This is a genomic window from Paenibacillus sp. FSL R5-0908 (assembly GCF_038006245.1).
Lineage (GTDB): Bacteria > Bacillota > Bacilli > Paenibacillales > Paenibacillaceae > Paenibacillus_AQ > Paenibacillus_AQ odorifer.
The window spans coordinates 1,426,405-1,444,441 of record NZ_JBBOUV010000001.1 but is presented as its reverse complement, the minus strand read 5'-3'; the positions used below and the strand labels follow the sequence as shown (position 1 = coordinate 1,444,441).

The 18,037-nt window shown below is 42.2% G+C and carries 17 protein-coding genes; 3 read left to right on the top strand and 14 right to left on the bottom strand.

What is annotated here, in order from left to right; all coding sequences use genetic code 11:
• The first annotated feature begins 148 nt into the window (after nt 1–148).
• Entirely contained in the window at nt 149–781 is a 633-nt protein-coding gene (locus MKZ09_RS06490) for a hypothetical protein (protein WP_076206555.1), read from the top strand.
• Nucleotides 782–870: 89 nt separating this feature from the next.
• Here the strand turns inward: MKZ09_RS06490 and MKZ09_RS06485 are convergent, their stop codons facing one another.
• The 14 genes from MKZ09_RS06485 to MKZ09_RS06420 all read right to left on the bottom strand — a co-directional run bounded on the left by MKZ09_RS06485 (nt 871) and on the right by MKZ09_RS06420 (nt 16,451).
• Complete coding sequence (locus MKZ09_RS06485) at nt 871–4,665, bottom strand: hypothetical protein (RefSeq protein WP_076206550.1); 3,795 nt, start codon at nt 4,663–4,665, stop codon at nt 871–873.
• 12 nt (nt 4,666–4,677) lie between these two features.
• The gene (locus MKZ09_RS06480; protein WP_076206548.1) at nt 4,678–6,936 is read right to left on the bottom strand and encodes a PKD domain-containing protein; all 2,259 of its coding nucleotides are present in this window, start codon (nt 6,934–6,936) and stop codon (nt 4,678–4,680) included.
• A gap of 6 nt (nt 6,937–6,942) precedes the next feature.
• Nucleotides 6,943–7,623 carry a hypothetical protein gene (locus tag MKZ09_RS06475; RefSeq protein WP_076206547.1) on the bottom strand — a complete coding sequence of 227 codons (681 nt, stop codon included), beginning with the start codon at nt 7,621–7,623 and terminating at the stop codon, nt 6,943–6,945.
• A gap of 36 nt (nt 7,624–7,659) precedes the next feature.
• On the bottom strand, nt 7,660–8,157 hold the full coding sequence (locus tag MKZ09_RS06470; RefSeq protein WP_076206546.1) for a hypothetical protein: 498 nt from the start codon (nt 8,155–8,157) through the stop codon (nt 7,660–7,662).
• A 20-nt stretch (nt 8,158–8,177) separates the two neighbouring features.
• Nucleotides 8,178–8,558: a hypothetical protein gene (locus MKZ09_RS06465; RefSeq protein WP_076206545.1), complete on the bottom strand. Its 381-nt coding sequence runs from the start codon at nt 8,556–8,558 to the stop codon at nt 8,178–8,180.
• Between the two features lie 15 nt (nt 8,559–8,573).
• Complete coding sequence (locus tag MKZ09_RS06460) at nt 8,574–8,717, bottom strand: hypothetical protein (RefSeq protein ID WP_162636675.1); 144 nt, start codon at nt 8,715–8,717, stop codon at nt 8,574–8,576.
• 5 nt (nt 8,718–8,722) lie between these two features.
• On the bottom strand, nt 8,723–8,932 hold the full coding sequence (locus MKZ09_RS06455) for a hypothetical protein (protein ID WP_076137569.1): 210 nt from the start codon (nt 8,930–8,932) through the stop codon (nt 8,723–8,725).
• A 57-nt stretch (nt 8,933–8,989) separates the two neighbouring features.
• Nucleotides 8,990–9,859, bottom strand: coding sequence for a hypothetical protein (locus tag MKZ09_RS06450; RefSeq protein WP_076206543.1), 870 nt, complete (start codon nt 9,857–9,859; stop codon nt 8,990–8,992).
• An 11-nt stretch (nt 9,860–9,870) separates the two neighbouring features.
• Complete coding sequence (locus tag MKZ09_RS06445; RefSeq protein ID WP_076206540.1) at nt 9,871–10,920, bottom strand: hypothetical protein; 1,050 nt, start codon at nt 10,918–10,920, stop codon at nt 9,871–9,873.
• A gap of 12 nt (nt 10,921–10,932) precedes the next feature.
• Entirely contained in the window at nt 10,933–12,378 is a 1,446-nt protein-coding gene (locus tag MKZ09_RS06440) for an ATPase, T2SS/T4P/T4SS family (RefSeq protein ID WP_076206538.1), read from the bottom strand.
• Nucleotides 12,375–13,439, bottom strand: coding sequence for a hypothetical protein (locus MKZ09_RS06435; RefSeq protein ID WP_076206535.1), 1,065 nt, complete (start codon nt 13,437–13,439; stop codon nt 12,375–12,377). The genes MKZ09_RS06440 and MKZ09_RS06435 overlap by 4 nt, the downstream gene beginning before the upstream one ends.
• A gap of 12 nt (nt 13,440–13,451) precedes the next feature.
• The gene (locus tag MKZ09_RS06430) at nt 13,452–14,201 is read right to left on the bottom strand and encodes an SAF domain-containing protein (RefSeq protein ID WP_076206533.1); all 750 of its coding nucleotides are present in this window, start codon (nt 14,199–14,201) and stop codon (nt 13,452–13,454) included.
• A gap of 176 nt (nt 14,202–14,377) precedes the next feature.
• Nucleotides 14,378–15,277, bottom strand: a complete 900-nt coding sequence (gene purU, locus MKZ09_RS06425) for a formyltetrahydrofolate deformylase (RefSeq protein ID WP_036681703.1) — start codon at nt 15,275–15,277, stop codon at nt 14,378–14,380.
• A gap of 64 nt (nt 15,278–15,341) precedes the next feature.
• On the bottom strand, nt 15,342–16,451 hold the full coding sequence (locus MKZ09_RS06420) for a deoxyribonuclease IV (RefSeq protein WP_076206523.1): 1,110 nt from the start codon (nt 16,449–16,451) through the stop codon (nt 15,342–15,344).
• A 172-nt stretch (nt 16,452–16,623) separates the two neighbouring features.
• Between MKZ09_RS06420 and MKZ09_RS06415 the strand changes: the two genes are divergently transcribed.
• Both MKZ09_RS06415 and MKZ09_RS06410 read left to right on the top strand, forming a co-directional pair.
• Nucleotides 16,624–17,085 (top strand): DUF2621 domain-containing protein, encoded by a 462-nt coding sequence (locus MKZ09_RS06415; protein WP_036681700.1) that lies wholly within the window; start codon nt 16,624–16,626, stop codon nt 17,083–17,085.
• 48 nt (nt 17,086–17,133) lie between these two features.
• The gene (locus MKZ09_RS06410; protein WP_305953779.1) at nt 17,134–18,036 is read left to right on the top strand and encodes a TIGR01777 family oxidoreductase; all 903 of its coding nucleotides are present in this window, start codon (nt 17,134–17,136) and stop codon (nt 18,034–18,036) included.
• The last annotated feature ends 1 nt before the right edge of the window (nt 18,037 follow it).

Genomic DNA, 18,037 nt, shown 5'->3' with positions numbered 1-18,037 from the left:
TGAGACGGGTTTTTACTTAGCCTATGGTCTAGTTTTCTATTGCGACTAAAGTTTGTTTTACAATGCTCGAATATAAAGTAAGATGGAGTTACTCAAGTAAAATTTTCATTCATTATCCAATATCTCCAAGTGGAAAGGAATTCTGAACATGACTTCGAAAAAGGATGTTTATATTGTGCTTACCGGTACAGGTACAGCCTTCAGTGGTTTCATTAAGTGGTTTACAAAAGCTGATCTGAACCATGCTTCGATCGCCTTTGATAGTGAACTACGTGAGGTGTACAGCTTCGGAAGAAAAAAAATGCACAATCCATTCGTCGCGGGTCTGATTCAAGAAAATTTCATTCACCCTTTCTATAGCAGCGCAAATTGCTCTATTTATCAGTTACGTGTTAGTGCCGCGGAATACGATGCTATGTACAATCATGTCCAAGGGATGATGAAAAATCAGGAACGTTATAAATACCATCTTTTAGGCCTGATCGGCGTACTTCTAAATGTTAAAATAGATCGAGAGAACGCTTATTTCTGCTCTCATTTTGTTGCTTCCTTATTTGAAAATACCGCAGTTCAGCCTGTGAATAAGCCTTCCTGCTTTGTTACCCCGGAGGATTTCGCTCTTTCACTCTGTTCCCATAAAATATTCAGCGGCAAGTTATCCTATTATGTGCGTAGAGCTCAAAGAGCCTCTGCACGTTCGACGAATATACCTTTACATACACCTTCCGTTGCGACAAGAATGATGAGAATGAATGAAGAACGGACTGAAGGAGTTATATAAGTTGTTGCTCGTAAAAAAAAGGGCTATGCGGATCGTATTTCCGCGTAGCCCTTTTTAAATGGAATAAGGATACAGCCGTAAAAATCTCATTACTTCACACGATGGTTCCGAAAATATTCAGACCAATCGCCAGCAATCACAACAGTAACTGTATCTATTTTGGTATTGTACTCATTCTTAGCTGTGAAGGTAAAGGTCACTGGACCATCGGGAAGTTTCACAAATGCCGGATCATATAATTCGCCTGTCCACAAGGTTTTGTCACTGTTCGTTGGATTTAGTTGCGTAGAATAACCTCCCGTCATTGCCACCTCAACAGTATCGGGCAAGCCGGTTGCTGTCCCTTCCAAAATAAACCGTTCGCCCGCCCAAAACACATTGTAGCCTCTTGGACTCTCCTCATTACCGCTCTTGTTCAAATTGTAGCCTTTACGGTTGTTATTCCATTCCTCTGTGTGCTGGACCCCACCTTTAATACTCAGCAGATTAACCATAAAATATTTACGCGCTGAGATATTACTCCAGTTATAACCATCAAAAGCTTCCACTTCCACGGCATATTTTTCGTTCTCAACCAATATTCCCGCGGGCACTTGCCACTGTTTGACACTTGAGTTTTGTTCGCCAGACTCAGCCTTAACTCCCCCTGTCGCCAAGTTGATAATTTGTACCTTATACCGCTGTTGTTCATCTCCATCCTTATCTTGATAATCCCACTTGATGATTGGTGTAAGCGTACTTGCGATCATAGGCTTACTTGAGTCAGTACTTGTTGGGTACGTTATCGTTACGGTCGGTTTACGGTTGGCTACAGTGATACTCAGAGATAGCTCTCGATACAGTCCTAGAGAATCCGTAACGGTTTGTTTAAAGGTAAAGACGCCATTTGAGGTGAATTTCTTCGTAAATTCAGCTTGAATACTAGCCAATCCTTCCGTCCCGATAGATGATTTCAAATCATACTTATGGCTGATCGTATCTCCTTTTGGAAGGTCTAGATCCGTCGCTTTGCTCTTGATATTTAGAAGATCCGTGCGATAAATTGGCTCTTTGGCAGCATCTCTACCTGTATCCGTGATTACTGTGAATCCAGGCTGCGGCGGATTGTCGATGATAAACGTTTTTTCGTTAGATATTTCTGACCAGGATAACTTGGAATAAGCCCGACCATATACAGTGAAGTATTCAAATCGATTGAATGTATGGTTAGGGAGTTGATACTGCCGCAGCTGACCTGTGGTGTCAAGGTTCTCAACTGTCTTAACTAACAGTCCGTCTTTTGAAAAAAATTCTAAACGGTACTTCTCCTGCGGATCACTCTCTGGGTCTGTATAATTCCATTTTATTAATGGATCTCCTTGTATTTCGGCATCTATTACGGATGGATTGGTTACGGTTCCCACCGGGGTTATCAATGTCATTGAGGGCGCTAGATTTTTAGTAACATTCACCTTCAACGTAGCTATATTAGACTTATCACCGATCTGATCGATAACCCAGTGTTCCAATGTATAGATACCGGACTCAGGAAAATTAACATCAATATTAGGAGTTCGAAACCATTGCATAATGCCATCACTATCTGTTACTTTCCAGAAGTATTGCAGACTAGCGAGATCTGAGGGATCTCCATCCTCATCAAAAGATGTATATTGTCGGGTATCATATTGGAATACTGCCGATGGGCCACTAATAGCAGCTGTTGGAACATGATTTTTAACAGTAAATACACGTGTTGCATTGGAACTTAAAGCTCCAATACTCGAGGGATTAGGTACGTCTGTTGCCTTAAGGCGCATTTCCCATCCTTCTGATATAGCCTGCTGCGGTGAAATTCCGTTTCCAGCAATAAGATCTCGTATCGTCAAAGATTGGTTGCGGTTACTGCCAGCATAATAATAAGGACTATTGCTGAGTTTGGTGTACCATAAATAAGCAAGCGAATCTCCATCTTCATCAGGATCTGGTGTTAGATTATCCATTGTAATTACAGTATCTCGATATACTTCAGCTGGCATGTTAAATGCTGCTGCGGGTGGGTGATTAATCACTTGGACATTTTGGCGATACCAATCTGACCATAAACCTCGGTTGTCATGCACTTGTAAACTAATTTGATAATTACCGATCCCAAAAGCTGCGATATTAGGTGGCGTTGTAGCTCCACCCCAATGCTCCCAAACTTTGTTCCAACCGTCTTTGATAACCGTCCAGTAATACACATCTAATGGATCATTATCCGGATCAAACGATTTGTCTGTTATGGTAGTAGCTTTACGATAGGAAACAATATTAGGATCAACACTAAATAACGCTACGGGAGGTAGATTACCTGCAGCCCCCACCGTCCTTACACACCAGTCGCTCCAGACCCCTAACCCTTTTTCGCCATCGACATCACGTACTCTAAGGCGTATGTCATATTGTCCAGAACTCGGTAATTGAGCTGGCGGTTGACCATCTGTCCATATTTCAGAATCAGTTTTTTTATACTGCCATTGCCAAGCTATAAGTCCCTTATTAACAGCCGTGATGTGGTCCAAATCGTAGGAACTATCTGTTAGCAGAAGAGATCCCCACGCCAGTTTGGCAGCAAACAATGCAATGGGCTTCCGATGAACATGATAGGTCATTGAAGATAAATTATCTCGGCTCCATAAACGATAGACATCGAATCTGTCATCGTTTTTAGGATTATCTCGTGCTTGAAAGGTTGCGTTATAGAGTCCGCTATATGGAAAGGAGGTATACCTTTCTGAACGCCATAACCCACTATCCGAAATGATACCCATCGAATTATCGAAGAAATACGGGTTATGATCGTATCTATAGCGTTCTTGATATTTAGAATCTCCTTCATAGTCCTTGTATATGGTTGATACGTCTATAGGAGTGTTAATCAATATATAGGATTTATTCCTAAGCCTATAGGATACATTAACGACCAACGATTTCTCATCCTTATAATTATAGGGATCCACAACCTTGATAATGATATTGTGGCGTCCGGGAGGAATTCCGTCTGCCAAAACATCTATTGGGATGGAAAACCATTTATTATTTAGTGCCTGTTGGACATTGACTTGTTTATAGAACACATTAGGGATTTCAGCACTAACGACTAGATCATTATTGTCTACATCTCGAACATATCCCTCAAGGTTCATACCACTGAATCCTGGCTCATTTAGTAGCTGCTGCTCACTTGGTGTAGTCACTGTAAGAGTAGGTGCCGAATTTATTACTAGAGGTATGTTCTCCCAATCATAATATACGTTGTTATGCCAACCATTCATCCATTCGTTAGGTTGGTGTTGCGCATCACTTGCTCTTAGCGCGACTCTAAGGGCTTTTGGAATGCCATACTTCGCTGGATAAGCATAACTTTCATAAAAAGCGGTTGTATTTCTGTCAAGGTTAAACTGAAGACTATCCGAACTTTTCACAGGTGGCATTTCTTCAATTCTCCATGAGGCATCAGTAGCATAATCAGTATTACCACTTCCATCTGTCCTGTACATATAACTGTAAATATTAAGAAATCTAGTACGCTGCGTATCATAGTACCAATTAATATAACCTGATGTTAAAACTACAGGTGCATCAGGTACATAATCGTAGCGCAGTATTCTTGTTGTTAGATCAAAAGTAATATTGGTTAGGGTCATAGCAGGCATATTCAAACTTAAAGATCCTATATTCCCCATAGCCGGCTCCCAAGGAGTTGTTTTATTAAATCCTTCAAGACGGATATCCATAAAATTGATGATATTTGGGTCACCTGTCGCCTCTACCTTTGCACTCCCCGAATAAAATTCAGGGAATGAAAGAAGTAGTAATACAAGGGCCATAAACGTTGAAATTGTTTTTTTAAATTTCTGCATCTCTATTCCTCTCTACCATGACCAATCGACATCAGGTGCCTGATTTTTAACCGTGAAGATCCGTTCGATCACATTTTGTGTAGCTTCTGAATCTATGGATTGCCGATCAGCCTGCGTCACAAACTCCTCGATGGTCGGCTGGCCAAACTCTTCAAATACAGTTAGTCTTACTTCGTATTTTCCGACTTCCTTTACCTTGAGATTCAAACGATCTAAATTCTCATTATTAAAAACAACCCATGGTTCATCCGTAAAATTTCCGTTGTTATCAGAATCGTAGCGGTACTCCCAAAGCCTTCGAGCCACAATATCTTGGTCTGGTGAGTACGACATATCATCTATTGATAGGGTCGCTTGATTACCATCTGAAGGATTGCGATACGCTGTTCCAGCCATCGTAAAATACGCAAAAGGTTTCTGGTCTGGTGCTATATCAAAAGTTGCTTCGTTACTCGCAGTTAGCCCTAATGTATTCACCACATAAATGGTTGCTTTATATTTCCCAGGCTTCTTGAATAGCACATCTTTACTATATACCCCGTTCAGCGATCCGCTATATTTAATATCAGAATTCGTTCCACCTGATACGGCTGTGATGCTGATTTTAGTCTTAGCATCCACTAACGGATAGTGGGTCGGGCTACTAACATAACTTTGTATGATAACCTTTCGATTTTGCTTTAATGTACCATCTACCCTGATAGATGCATCTGGTTTTGGTTCGATGACGTGGATCTCAGTGCTAGTACTTCCAGTCATTTTGTCATCGTCCATCACAGTCAAAGCAAGGGTTTGTTCCCCCAAATGGTCTTTATCATACCAAAGCGTTCCCCTTGGCAAAGTGCTCAATTCTCCCTTAGCATTAGGCGTATCCCAAAAGTAATCCGTAATATAACCATCGGGGTCATACGATCCTGCTGCACTGGCTACAAACTCTTGTCCTGCTTTTACAGTTTTCGGTGCATTTATAAGGGCTACTGGAGGTTTTAACTCTCTCGGTAGTTCTGGCGGTGATGTAGGACCTGGAAACCCTCCTCCCGGAGGACCTGAGGTTGTATACGCTCCTGCTTTGACTGTAAAAGATTCTTTTAACGAATCGAACTTACTTCTTTTGGTCACGACTTCATTCTTAAATCTCACTACTATACTTAGTTCGTACTCTTGACTGTAGTTACTTTTAACTGCCACTTTCTCCTTCGGAATTTCAAACCTGAAAGTTTCGTTTGCCGTTAGAGTTTTGGTATACACCTTTTTTGTCTGGAGTGAGCCTTCATTACCTTTCTCTTTGGCATAAAAAATCCATTCTGAAATGTTCGAAGTATCTTTATAGGATACGAGTTCGCCCTTCAAAGCAATTTTAACTGGCACATTCTTATTATCAAACTTAATTGGGTTTGGATTAGGTTGTTCTAGAATTGCAGAACCTGTAAGAGTAGCTTCATCTGGGAGACCATATTCAAAGCTGACTGTTCCCCCGTAGCTGTAGGTGGTGACTTTAGCGTCTGCGGTGTAATAATAGGATGCGAATGCTTTATATCTTCGTCCCTCTGCTTTTCCAGTTAAATCCGTATTATCTTCAGGATCCCAAGGTACTCCTGCAGGAATCGTATAGTTCAAAATAATTCTTCCATTTTTAAACTTTGGATCTTGAGCATAAGAAGATTTCTTAACTACTTGAGGTTTTATAGTAGACTCAATGATATTTTGAGAATCGATAACCTCAGTTTTAGATCCGTTATACCATTTTAGGTAATCTTTATCTTGATAAGGTCCTGCAGTTACTACCGTTATTGGTGGATTCTTAGAAGGATAACTATCAGTTGCAACTTTATCATCTGTCACCAAACTATCTCTTTTTTCATCATACTGATTTATTTGCCATCTTCTTCCGTCAGAGTATAACCATATTGAATTATAAATATCGGTCCTATATAGCAACTCAAAGGATGCTCTATAACCCTGAACCTCTTTTATATATTTTTGATTTGCAACTCCTTGTAATGTCACTTTAATTTTCCCGTTCTCAAGAGAGAGGCTAGTTTTTTCGTTAGATCCACTATATTTTAAAGTACCTGTCTTAACTGAAGAACTAGATACTCCACTAGGAAGTTCCAAATAGAAGTCTTTAGCAGCATTGTTTGATCCTTGTAAACCTGTAGTAATTGGGACACCAACCGAGGTCAATTTCGTCTCGGCTGCTTTTACTGAAATAGCTGTCATAAGCTGAATGAGCAATAAAAAACATAGACATGAGATGATTATTTTTTTCATTTATACTTACTCCGTAGAATTAACTATAAATTTTTCGTCGAATCCGCCATCATGGAACAAGCGGATGGCAAAATAGTTGAAATCCTGATCATATAAATATGCTTGATAAGTAGTTAATTGCTCACTTGGCTTAAGAGTGTAATAATAAAACGCTTCTTTATTATTTAATTTTTCCACATTTACTTTTGGCCAAATTTGGTCTAATTGTCCCTTACCTTGTAAACTTAAAATCCATTTTTCTTTTTGATCATTTAAGGATCTTTTAACAATTTTATTGCTGTTATTCTTAATCGTAATCTTAGTCCAGATTAAATATTTAGGTTTGCTAACCATTACTCCAAAAGAATCATAATCATATTTCTTCACTAGATTTTGTGCATCTTTTGACTTGAAATCATAAATCATAAACTTCTCAAGCGTATAGCTAAGCCCACCTGCCGTAACCGTAACCGGCAACTCCAAATCCTTTTTCAAACCATATTTACTTAAGTTATCCCTCATAATAGGTACTGGTGTAGGAGTAGGTTTTGATGTAGCTGTTGGTGTAGCAGTAGGTTTTACTGTAGCTGTTGATGTAGCTGTGGCTACTGGTGTAACCGCTGCTGCGTTAGTAATCACGTTCTGCCCCAATACCATGCTAAATAACATTGTCGTAGTCAAAACTGCCCTTACAATGGTCTTCTTCATCACTGAATCTCTCCCTTTTCTTTAATTGGATTTTCACTACTTATTGATCTTATACTCTTGAACTGCTGGCACCCTGATGGGCTGTTGTGTTTTGGATCGGGAGATCAGAACCGGGTGCTCCGTCTCAATGACTGCAATAACCGAAGGACCTGCGATGTATTTGGTTATGCCATATTCGCTATCCTCGTATAAAAGTGGAAACGTCACGCCATCGGAATCATCAATAATATCGAACTTTACAATCTTTACTTGTGTCTTAAAACGGCTGCCCGCTTGTGGGGAAAGACCGCTATCAAGGCCTAGATTGTTCTGCAAGGCTTGCTGAAAAGTATCGTACGCATCTGTAGGATCTATAATCAGACGACCACGAGTCAATTCGGTCTCATCTAATTCCTGTGCGGCATCGTGAACAGCGATATTATTTGCGTCTTTTAACATGCTGCGCAGCTGGTCCCACTCCTGATTCTGGATCTGAAAGAACCAGGAATAGATAAAGATCAGTAGCACAAATGCCAGCTTAATAATGTAATCCATAAATTACGCTCATCCCTTAGTCAATCGAGATACTCACTCATAATTGATCCGTGCCCATAATATCGAGTCGGCTGCGAAACCGTAGAAAAATTATAAGGAAACAGTTTTATCCGCGGCGCGGTTACATACACATCCATTCGTTGCTTTCGCTCTTGAACGGTATCTGTACTACTCGTAATTTCTATCGAAGCTTCAGAAAATCCAATCGCCTTCAGATTTGAAATCACTTCATTCCGCATAGAAGCTGTAACCATCCCCTCTGTTGCTGCTTTTTGTGTGATATAGGACGTATTAGCTTTGACCTGTAAATCTAGCAGATAATCTATGTAGGAGAAGATAGGCTGCAGGATAATAAACAGGACTAGCCACATGAACAATGCCCGGAGGACGGTCTCCTTCATTAGACACGCCTCCTTCTAATACTGTTCCACTTGCTTAGTATGTGAGATGATGTCGTCCTGACTGCTGCCGATCATATGCGTAGCTACCGTGACAAACATCCCCGCAATTACAAAGCCAATAGCCAAAAACATAGCGACGGAAATAGAGTCTTTTTTCATCAGACTTATACCGAAACGTGAGTCATGGACATAGTTAGTGCAGTCTGGCTGGAATCCAGCGGTTGAGTTAGAGATACCCCCGGGATCGTCGGTCTATTATCATCGGCAGCATTAATCACGTCACGCACCAGAGGAATCAAAATGGCAATTACGATGGCCACACACAAAAAACCGATAGCGATAAATAAACCTGTAGAAATAGCGTCTTTTTTCATTGTTAATTTCTCCCTTTTTATTTTAGGTTTTAAAAATAAGGTTGAATATACAATTTTTCACTGGAACATGCCGACTCCATTAAAATTTCCTTTGATTAGCAAAATGTACTGCATCGCCATGGCAACGATCATCAAAAAAGTAGCAATCGATGGAATAACATTAATAATCGTCGATAGTTCACCGATGAAAGACCATTTTTTAAAATACTGATCGCTGGAGATTTTGGAGATAATCTTGCCTTGTTCACGTAAATAGTTTGCAGCTTCCGTGTCATCATCCATGCCTTCTGTAGCCAGTAAAATGGACCGGATGTCATTAATAAAATGATGGTTATCCGGAAATTTGGCACAAAACCATTCAATCGCCCCCTCCACTCCCTCATCTACTGCCCGTTCTGACAGCTCATACAAGTCCTGACGTATATATTGAAAATGTCCCGCTGTACTCCCACAAAAAGCACCAAACTGCACATATCCGCGCTTACGTAGGCGATTATTCTCATAGAGACGAATGAAGGAGATCAACTCGCCATCTTTTTGAATATTCGTCTTTTGGTGAAGCCACGCCAACACCCAACCAAGCGGAAGATAACGCATCGGACTGCTGATTACGAGAATAAGTAGAGCAATTAGAGGGGCATAGAATGAAAATGGAACAGATCGAATGAAATCGCTGACGACTTGGCTAAATAAATAGATGATTGCCGCTGAATAACGAAATAGCGTAACTTTTCGAGCCGAAATTGATAAACCGCATTCATTCAACAATTGCTGAAATCTATCACTCTGCACGTGTTCACCCAGCGAATTCCACCGGATGCCCAGTCGGACAAGATATCGTTCCTGCTTACTGCTGCTGCTCACAAACACAAGTAATGCGATATACACGATCCCGATCACTGTAATTAGTAGTAATAATCTATCCATAGTTCATCACCTTAGTGGTAGTCCAGTTTGGGCCTGGCAAGAATAGTACTGATCACAAAAGAGATAAAAAGACCGGAGACGATCACCATCAAAAAGGAAAGGCCTACCGTAGTTTCGAACTGTAGTTGGAAATAGACATCGGGCTTCAGCATATACATAAAGGTTCCAACCGTAGATACCAGCACCAGAAGATTCCCATATAAGCCAAGGCTGATCGCATCTCTGCTTCCTGCTTTTACAGTTAAAATCGTCTCTCTCTGCTGCTCCATAGAACGATTCAACAGCATTAGCGAGCTTTTTAAATAACGGGTTCCCTCCTTCTCGGCATAGAGCAAATCTGATATAAACTCTAAAGCGAAGGTGGTGCCAATCGCACTGGAGAATCTCCCTGCCTCCTCAACAAGCTCCTTCTCATTACTGTAATTAGAAAATGCGGCACCAAGCAGCTTCAGAGGACTCTTTAGTACATTTTTATCTGTTAGAAAATCCGCTGTACGATCAAGAATCGAATCTACCGACAAATGAGTGAATTTGGTGGAGATTTTGACTACATCGAGGAGATCGTAGCTTCCATGTACCTTCCGCTGTGCATAGATGTATCTAATACGAAAATAAGGAATCGTCGCAGATATTACAGCTATAAAAAGCGGAAATCTCCACGCCCCCTGAATCGGCTGTCCTTCATTAAAAGTAATCCCCTCCAAAAAGGGATTGTTAAAACTCAACCTTCCAGGGAGCTCACTAAGTGTCAGTAGTCCTGATAAGAAAACCGCAATAAATAAAATAGCTGTACGCATAACAAAACGCATTACGCTAATGCCCGGCTCATACTTTCGGTGTACGAAATAGAGAAGCTTGTCCAGATGGCGGTAGAGCCACAGCCTTTTTTTAACCGAACTAACTCTTTTGCCAAAAATACTCATCTTATGTTTAATTCGAAAATCGACTTTCTGGAATACCTGCCGTAAATGCCTTTCGATGAGCAGTTTGGTGAGTAACCACAGTCCCCACGCAATCCATAAATGAAGGACAAAACGAAAAATATACAATAGTAAATCCATAGCAGCACCTCCTCACTCATTAAGTACTATCTTAGATTTCAAGCTTTCTTTAAGCGGCTGATCCATCGGCTTTGTTGAAGCAAGTCGTCCCAGCTCTTTTTGGACAATCTGCGTAGCCTGCGCATTTTTCTTAGTCATTTTCAGCATCAGATTTTTCGTCAGCTTGTCATTGTAAGACCAACACATTTCCTGCGGCTCCCAGCGCATAAGATCATTAGCAAACACTGAATTTCTATCCTCTTCGTAAAAGATTTCTGATATTCGCGCCAGCCGCTTCTTCCCGTTCGGAACACTCTCCAAAATAAACACTAGCTCGCATGATTTCAGCGCAGAGATCAAATGCCCCTTTAGACTGCCGCCAATTCTTGTGGATACAGCAAACGCACCTTGATAAGGAATGTCCTCCGAGTCCACGGTGTGGAAGGTTCCGGTGATCCCGTCGTATCCTTTTTCCCCACTCCATAAATAAAATTCCCACTCGTTATAACGCATTTCTGTCATATACAAAATATTCGGGTCATGCCGCAGCGACTCTACTCCCACCTCCATCAGTTCCTCATTCGCAGCTTGAATTGGAATAATCCGATGGCCTTTAATCTGATACGGTAAAATGGATTCCGGATGTTTTTCTATCATCACTACTCCCATGCAGGAGGAAGAGCCAAGCAGTTGCTCACCAACGATCGTATTGGCAAAGGTTGTTTTCCCTGACCCTACAGCACCCGCAATAATGGTATTGCGAAACGTGGACGATAACGCCCGAATGAACTCAACCGCCTCCACAGGGATACATTCCGTACCCGCTTGATCCTCCAAATCCAGAAATTCCACAACCTGTCGCCGCAGTGATATCGTAGTAAAACCCTCCCAGACCCTAGGTGATACCCAAATCGCAAGCCGAATAAATCTACCTGGCCAAAGCGGATCATCCATTTTGAACTCCACCGAAGGATTATCCTTGTTCAGCTTTTTATTGGGATCACTTTTTAGCAAGGAACGCTTCAGCTGCTCGACCCGATCCAGTGAAGGCATCTCATACGGATAAGCTATAAACTCACCTTTATGGTTATAAAAAATTTGCTTCCCAATCATTTGTAATCCGGTTGACTCGCTGTATGCACGATCCGTAAACCAACGATACGCTGGTCCAAAACCCTTCCACTCGTGATACAGCGCCTCTGCCGCCGTTCGGTACGCTTCTGGAACCTTTCCAGTAAAAGGTGTTTTTCGTAAGTACTTCTCAATTTCATTCATAAAAAAGCTAACTGCCTGCGGATCGCCAATTAATGCCTTTGCATTTAGCTCGTAGTAAGCGTCATCCTCACGTTCTAGCCCTTCGTTCATCTCGGTCTTCATTTTTTGTAAAAAAGCATAAAAATCTTCCTTGCCCGGTTTGCTAGTGCTTAACACGCTTTGTTTTAGAGAAAAGAGTGGACAACTCGCGAGAGTTTCAATCATAGAAATATCCCTTTCTTTTTGGCCTCTGGCGCTAATCCCATCGACACCAATAGAGAATGTACCTTATCATCCACATGCTGCAGTTCTTTTTTGCCTAGAGGCAAGCTTTCCTGCAAGGGCTGGTAATACGGTAGCTCCAGCAAGATTTCAGTGCCAAATCTAAGGGCCATATTTTTGGACGAAGATATTTCCTCCACATTATTGCGGTTAATGATCAGCTGGAAATCATGTGGATGCAGATCTATATGCCCCGCAAGCTCGAGTAGAGGTTCTAATCTGTATTCATGTTTAGGATGAGTGACAATCATGCGTAACAACGACTTTTGCATACCGACATACCACGCAGCACTCTCGGGAATTGAACCGAAATCAGCAATAACCACATCCGCATTTGCTCCAGCTCTAGCCAAGAAATATTCGATCTCCTCCTCCAGATAATCCTGAACACTTAAGTAGTCGTAATTTCCCGGTAGATACAAATAGCCATCCTGTCTAATCAATTGTTCGAAATCTTCATCATGAATCATCTTCCCTGTAAGCTTGGGGCGCAGTTTGTCTAGACTGATCGTCGCTTTGCGGTCATACCCGGGATCATATAAATCCAAACCAAGTACAAGAACACGTAGACCTGCCGCAGCAATTCGTCTTGCGAACAGCTTCGCCACACTTGTGCAACCAATGCCTGGACCTGAGCCAAAAAAGCCAACCAAATTGCTCCGTTCCTCGCCATCCTCTTCCAGGATAAAACGAATCTTCTCTATCACTGCTGACGAGGTAGAACGAGGAGGAATAAAATATACCCCTAAGCTTTCACATAACATATGCACAGCTTGATAGCCACGAATTCCCTTTTGCAGATATAAATACAGGATCATAGAGCTTGGATATTTGTGTCGCAGCTCGCTAAGCGCTTGAACAGGTACCTGGTCACTAGTAACCATTAACATATGACCTTCGGTATGCGCCGGATCGGGATACACGTTTTGTGTAATTACATTAAATCCCGAGTTTTTGATATCATTAATCGTTAACTGATCTATGCCGAGACTAAATATTTTCAAGGCAATCTCCCCCTACTCTACCCGTACGATCCACAGCTTTTTGCCCTGCTCCAGAAATTGCCCTAGCCTTTGACCCTCACTTTTCTTCAGCTTCAATTCTGGTGTCGCCACCTTGCCAGTAGATGTGAACCGGTTATTGTTGTTACCTCTCTCAGAATCCTGCACATCATTATTGTCTTCTGTTCGCACATAGTTCACGGTAACTCCAGATAAGAAGATCTCTTTAGTAGGATCGCTAAGCAAGCTTTGTTCTTTCACCTGTTCCTCGTTTTCTTTTTTGCCTGTATTTGAACCGAGCACCTCTCGCTGCTTCTCTCGTTCACCTTCTACAAGATAAATGTCTACCTTATCCCGGCTTCGCAACGAACCATTGATCGCATAGATGGCCTCCTTCGGAATAGGAAATATACCTTCATCCTGCAAAGGCTCTAAATCACTAATATCCACCAGTGATGCTGTCAAAATACTACCGTTAGTCAGATTCACATTCGTAATTTTATGCTCCACTTGTGCGATTTGCGTGATTACACCAGAGGGTATGTCCTTGGTCTGAACAGAATCCAGATACAAATCACTTGCTTTCAGCTCATAATTTTTAGGTAGAGATTCTCCAGCTCCCACCTTAACTTTGACCACGGTTTGGGAAAGCACGTAGGGCTTGAAATAGAGATCATAACCTAGCAATCCCCCGAATCCAGTAATCAAAATAAGACTTGCGAAGAAATAATTACGTTTTAACAAACGTCCCCGCTGTAACGCCAAACCTTCCACCTCCTTAACTACATGATTTTTGAGAACGACAAAAAGCACCTTGGCATAAATAGCCAAGCTGCTGGTAAAATGCTTTTTTACCTGATAGAGATTTAGTGAACTATTAAATTAAAGGTTTCCGGTGAAAGCTCTTGGGCATAACCGCTCCTTTCACCGGAGAATAACCTTTATTTAAATACTACAGTTTTGTTCTGATGGACGAGAATCCGGTCCTCGATATGCCATTTCACCGCACGAGCCAGAACAACACGTTCAATGGTACGTCCAATCCGTTTCAGCTCAATAACATCATCACTGTGACTAACCCGCTGCACATCCTGTTCAATAATCGGTCCACCGTCTAGTTCTTCAGTAACATAATGAGCGGTTGCCCCGATAATTTTCACTCCGCGTTGGTACGCTTGGGCATATGGGTTGCCGCCAATAAAGGCAGGCAGGAAAGAGTGGTGAATATTAATAATCTGATGGCGGTAATGCTCAATAAAGGACGGCGAGATAATTTGCATATACCGTGCCAATATAATCACATCGATATCGTCTCCGATGACCTCTAACTGGCGTTTTTCTGCTTCAGCCTTAGTATCCGCTGTGACTGGAATATGATGAAATGGAATGCCAAATGACTCGACATAAGATTTCATATCCAAATGGTTACTAACGACGAGGGCAATATCGGCATCGAGATCGCCTGCTTGCCACTGCCAGAGCAGTTCAACAAGACAATGGTCTTCTTTAGAGACAAATATGGCAAGTTTCTTCTTATGACGAACATTAAAGATCTTCCAGTCCATCTTAAAACGCTCCGCCACTCCGCCAAATTGAGAGCGAATCTCTTCCAGACGATCGCCTAATTCAGGTAGATCAAACTCGACTCTCATAAAGAACATTCCACCATCTGGATCCATCGTATACTGATCCGACTGCACAATATTTGCGCCATGCTGATACAGAAAGTGTGAGACAGCCGCCACAATTCCCGGTCCGTCAGGGCAGGAAATAAGCATACGTGCCCGGTTGGAATAATGCTCGACACCCGACGAATTGTTTCTCTTTACGTGTAATTCCATGACCCTCTTCCCATCCTCTCATCTACATACACAATCTGAAGTATACTTAAGCGTTCATGAGCACTTATTTGCCTGCTAACCAAGCAATCAAGCGATGATTAATAGCTTCCTCGCTTAGTTGCGGGAACAGCTGAGCAGCGACAACTTCATCGTATAGACGCTCTAGCGGTTCACGTGGATCAGCTTTTTTAGCTTTGGCATCATTTTTCAGTAACTCCCAGACATTTAGTACATATTGACGGGAATCGATTTCCTGTTTGGCAAAAAATTCACGTAATGTCTCAACATCCTGCACGAACTCCGGTCCAAAGCGTTCCGCTACGTTACCACGCAGCAAAGCGATCTCTACCTCATACATCGGACGTTGTGTCTTAGCATCTTTACCAATCCATGGGGTCTCCAGAATGAAAGGCAGACCCTCCAGCTTTTCATGGTGTACGATTTTGTTAATCGTATCAAAGCCAATCCAACCCGAGCCAATTGGAGTGTGACGGTCTTTGCGAGCGCCACATGGATTTTTACTGTCATTAATGTGGATTACACCAAGACGGTTCAATCCGATAGTCTCATCAAATTTGTTGAGAACACCGTCCAAATCATTAACGATATCATAGCCAGCATCATGAATGTGGCAAGTATCAAGACAGACCGATAGACGTTCGTTATGTTCGACCTTAGCAATAATAGAAGCGATTTCTTCAAAACTGCGGCCGATCTCTGTTCCCTTACCAGCCATAGTTTCTAAAGCGATATGCACTTCCGTTTCGTTCGTGCCTCCAAGCACCTCATTCAGGCCATCTGCAATCCGCTGAATACCATATTCAGCATCTTTATCAGTGAACGCACCTGGATGTAATACAATATGCTTGACCTCAAGTGCATGGGTACGGCGAATTTCCTCTTGCAGGAAATCAACAGCCAGTTGGTACGTATTCTCTTTATAGGAAGCGAGATTAATAATGTACGGTGCATGGACAACAATCTCCTCTACACCATTCTCTTTCATAACTTGCTTCCCTTCGTTGGGATACATGGCATCAATCGGCTTGCGGCGCGTATTCTGCGGCGCTCCTGTATATATCATAAACGAGCTGGAACCATACTCATTTGCTTCATTTGCTGCGGTCAAAAGACCCTTGTCCGAGCAAGACACGTGTGAACCTATTTTCAGCATACTTCTTCCCTCTTTCCTTCACGAATTAACCCCTATTCTACCGTGATCGGAAAAATAAATCTAGACGAGGCCAATATGCCGGGTTCTGCTTCGCAAAACTTTGGAAATAAGCTATACTTTAATATGAGAATAATTCGTGTGAGAATCCTCATTGCCAAAAGGTGGTGTATGCATGTTTATCCAATCAGGACTTGGTTTATTATCCACACCGAGCAATTGGTTTATGAACTCTATCGCTTTCTGGACATTTATGCTGCTTGGTTCCATGTGTATCGGCGGTTTTTTTATGTTCCGCAAATTCCTAAAGGTCCTGCCCAAAGCTGATGGAAAGTCAAAGCTAGACTGGCAAAATTACTGGGTGGAACGCAGCCGCCCGCTCTGGAGTGACGAAACAAAAGCCTTTTTGGACCAGCTTGTTCAACCTGTACCTGGGCCATTTCGTGATATTGCGAAGCATTCTATTGCTGCCGAGATCGGAAAGATCGCCGTCGAGAGCAATGCAAAAGAAGTTACTCGCGATCACTGCATTAAAGGTTACATAGTTGCCACACCCCGGCGCGATAACCGTTTTCTTGTCAATTTTCTTGAAAAGAATAAAATCGATTACTCTGCTTACCAGCATTTGTTTAAGTAATTTTTAATAAATTGTACGATTTAGAACGGAGGCCCTCCTTTGAAATATGTGATATGTGGCGGCACCGGTTTTATAGGTAGCGAACTAGCAAAATACTGGTTGCAAGCAGGTAATGAAGTTGCTATTGTAGGTCGGAATTTACCAAAAGACGCAACAACAATTCATCATAAGCTGAGTTACCACACCTGGGACAGTCTAAGTTCTAATCCCGCTCCAGTGGAAAATGCAGCTGCCCTAATTAATCTCGCCGGAGCTTCCCTTAGCCAGCGCTGGAGTCCAAGTGGCAAAAAAGCGATTATGCAGTCCCGACTTGCAACCGTTTCCGCAGCAGCTAAGTTAGTAGATCAAATGAAGCAAAAGCCTTCCGTAATCATTCAGGCTTCCGCCGTGGCGATTTACGGTACCTCTTTAGAGGATACTTTTAGTGAGTCCTCACCAGCCCAGGTCATGGATTTCCCTTCAGAAGTAGTTAAGACATGGGAAGAGGCTTCAGATGAAACCTACCATGGTATCCGCGTGGTCAAGCTGCGTACCGGAGTTGTGCTCGGCAATGAGAGCGGAGCATTCCCCAAAATGAAGCTTCCTTATTTATTAGGTTTTGGCGGTAACATTGGCTCCGGAAAGCAGTGGGTCTCTTGGATTCATCTGACGGATATCGTCCGTCTAATTGATTTCTGTACGCAAAATCCCACGATTAACGGACCTGTTAATGCGACTGCTCCACATCCGGTAACGAACGAAGAGTTCGGCAGAACGATTGGCAAAGTCTACAAACGGCCGCACTGGTTCCCTTTGCTAGCCTTCCTGTTAAAAACAGCAGTCGGAGAATTATCCGAAATCTTACTCAAAGGTCAGCGCGTCCTGCCCGCAGCGGCATTAAATCATGGCTTTGACTTTACCTTCCCTACACTTCAAGTCGCTTTAGAAGATTTGAAAAAACAAAAATTGTAGA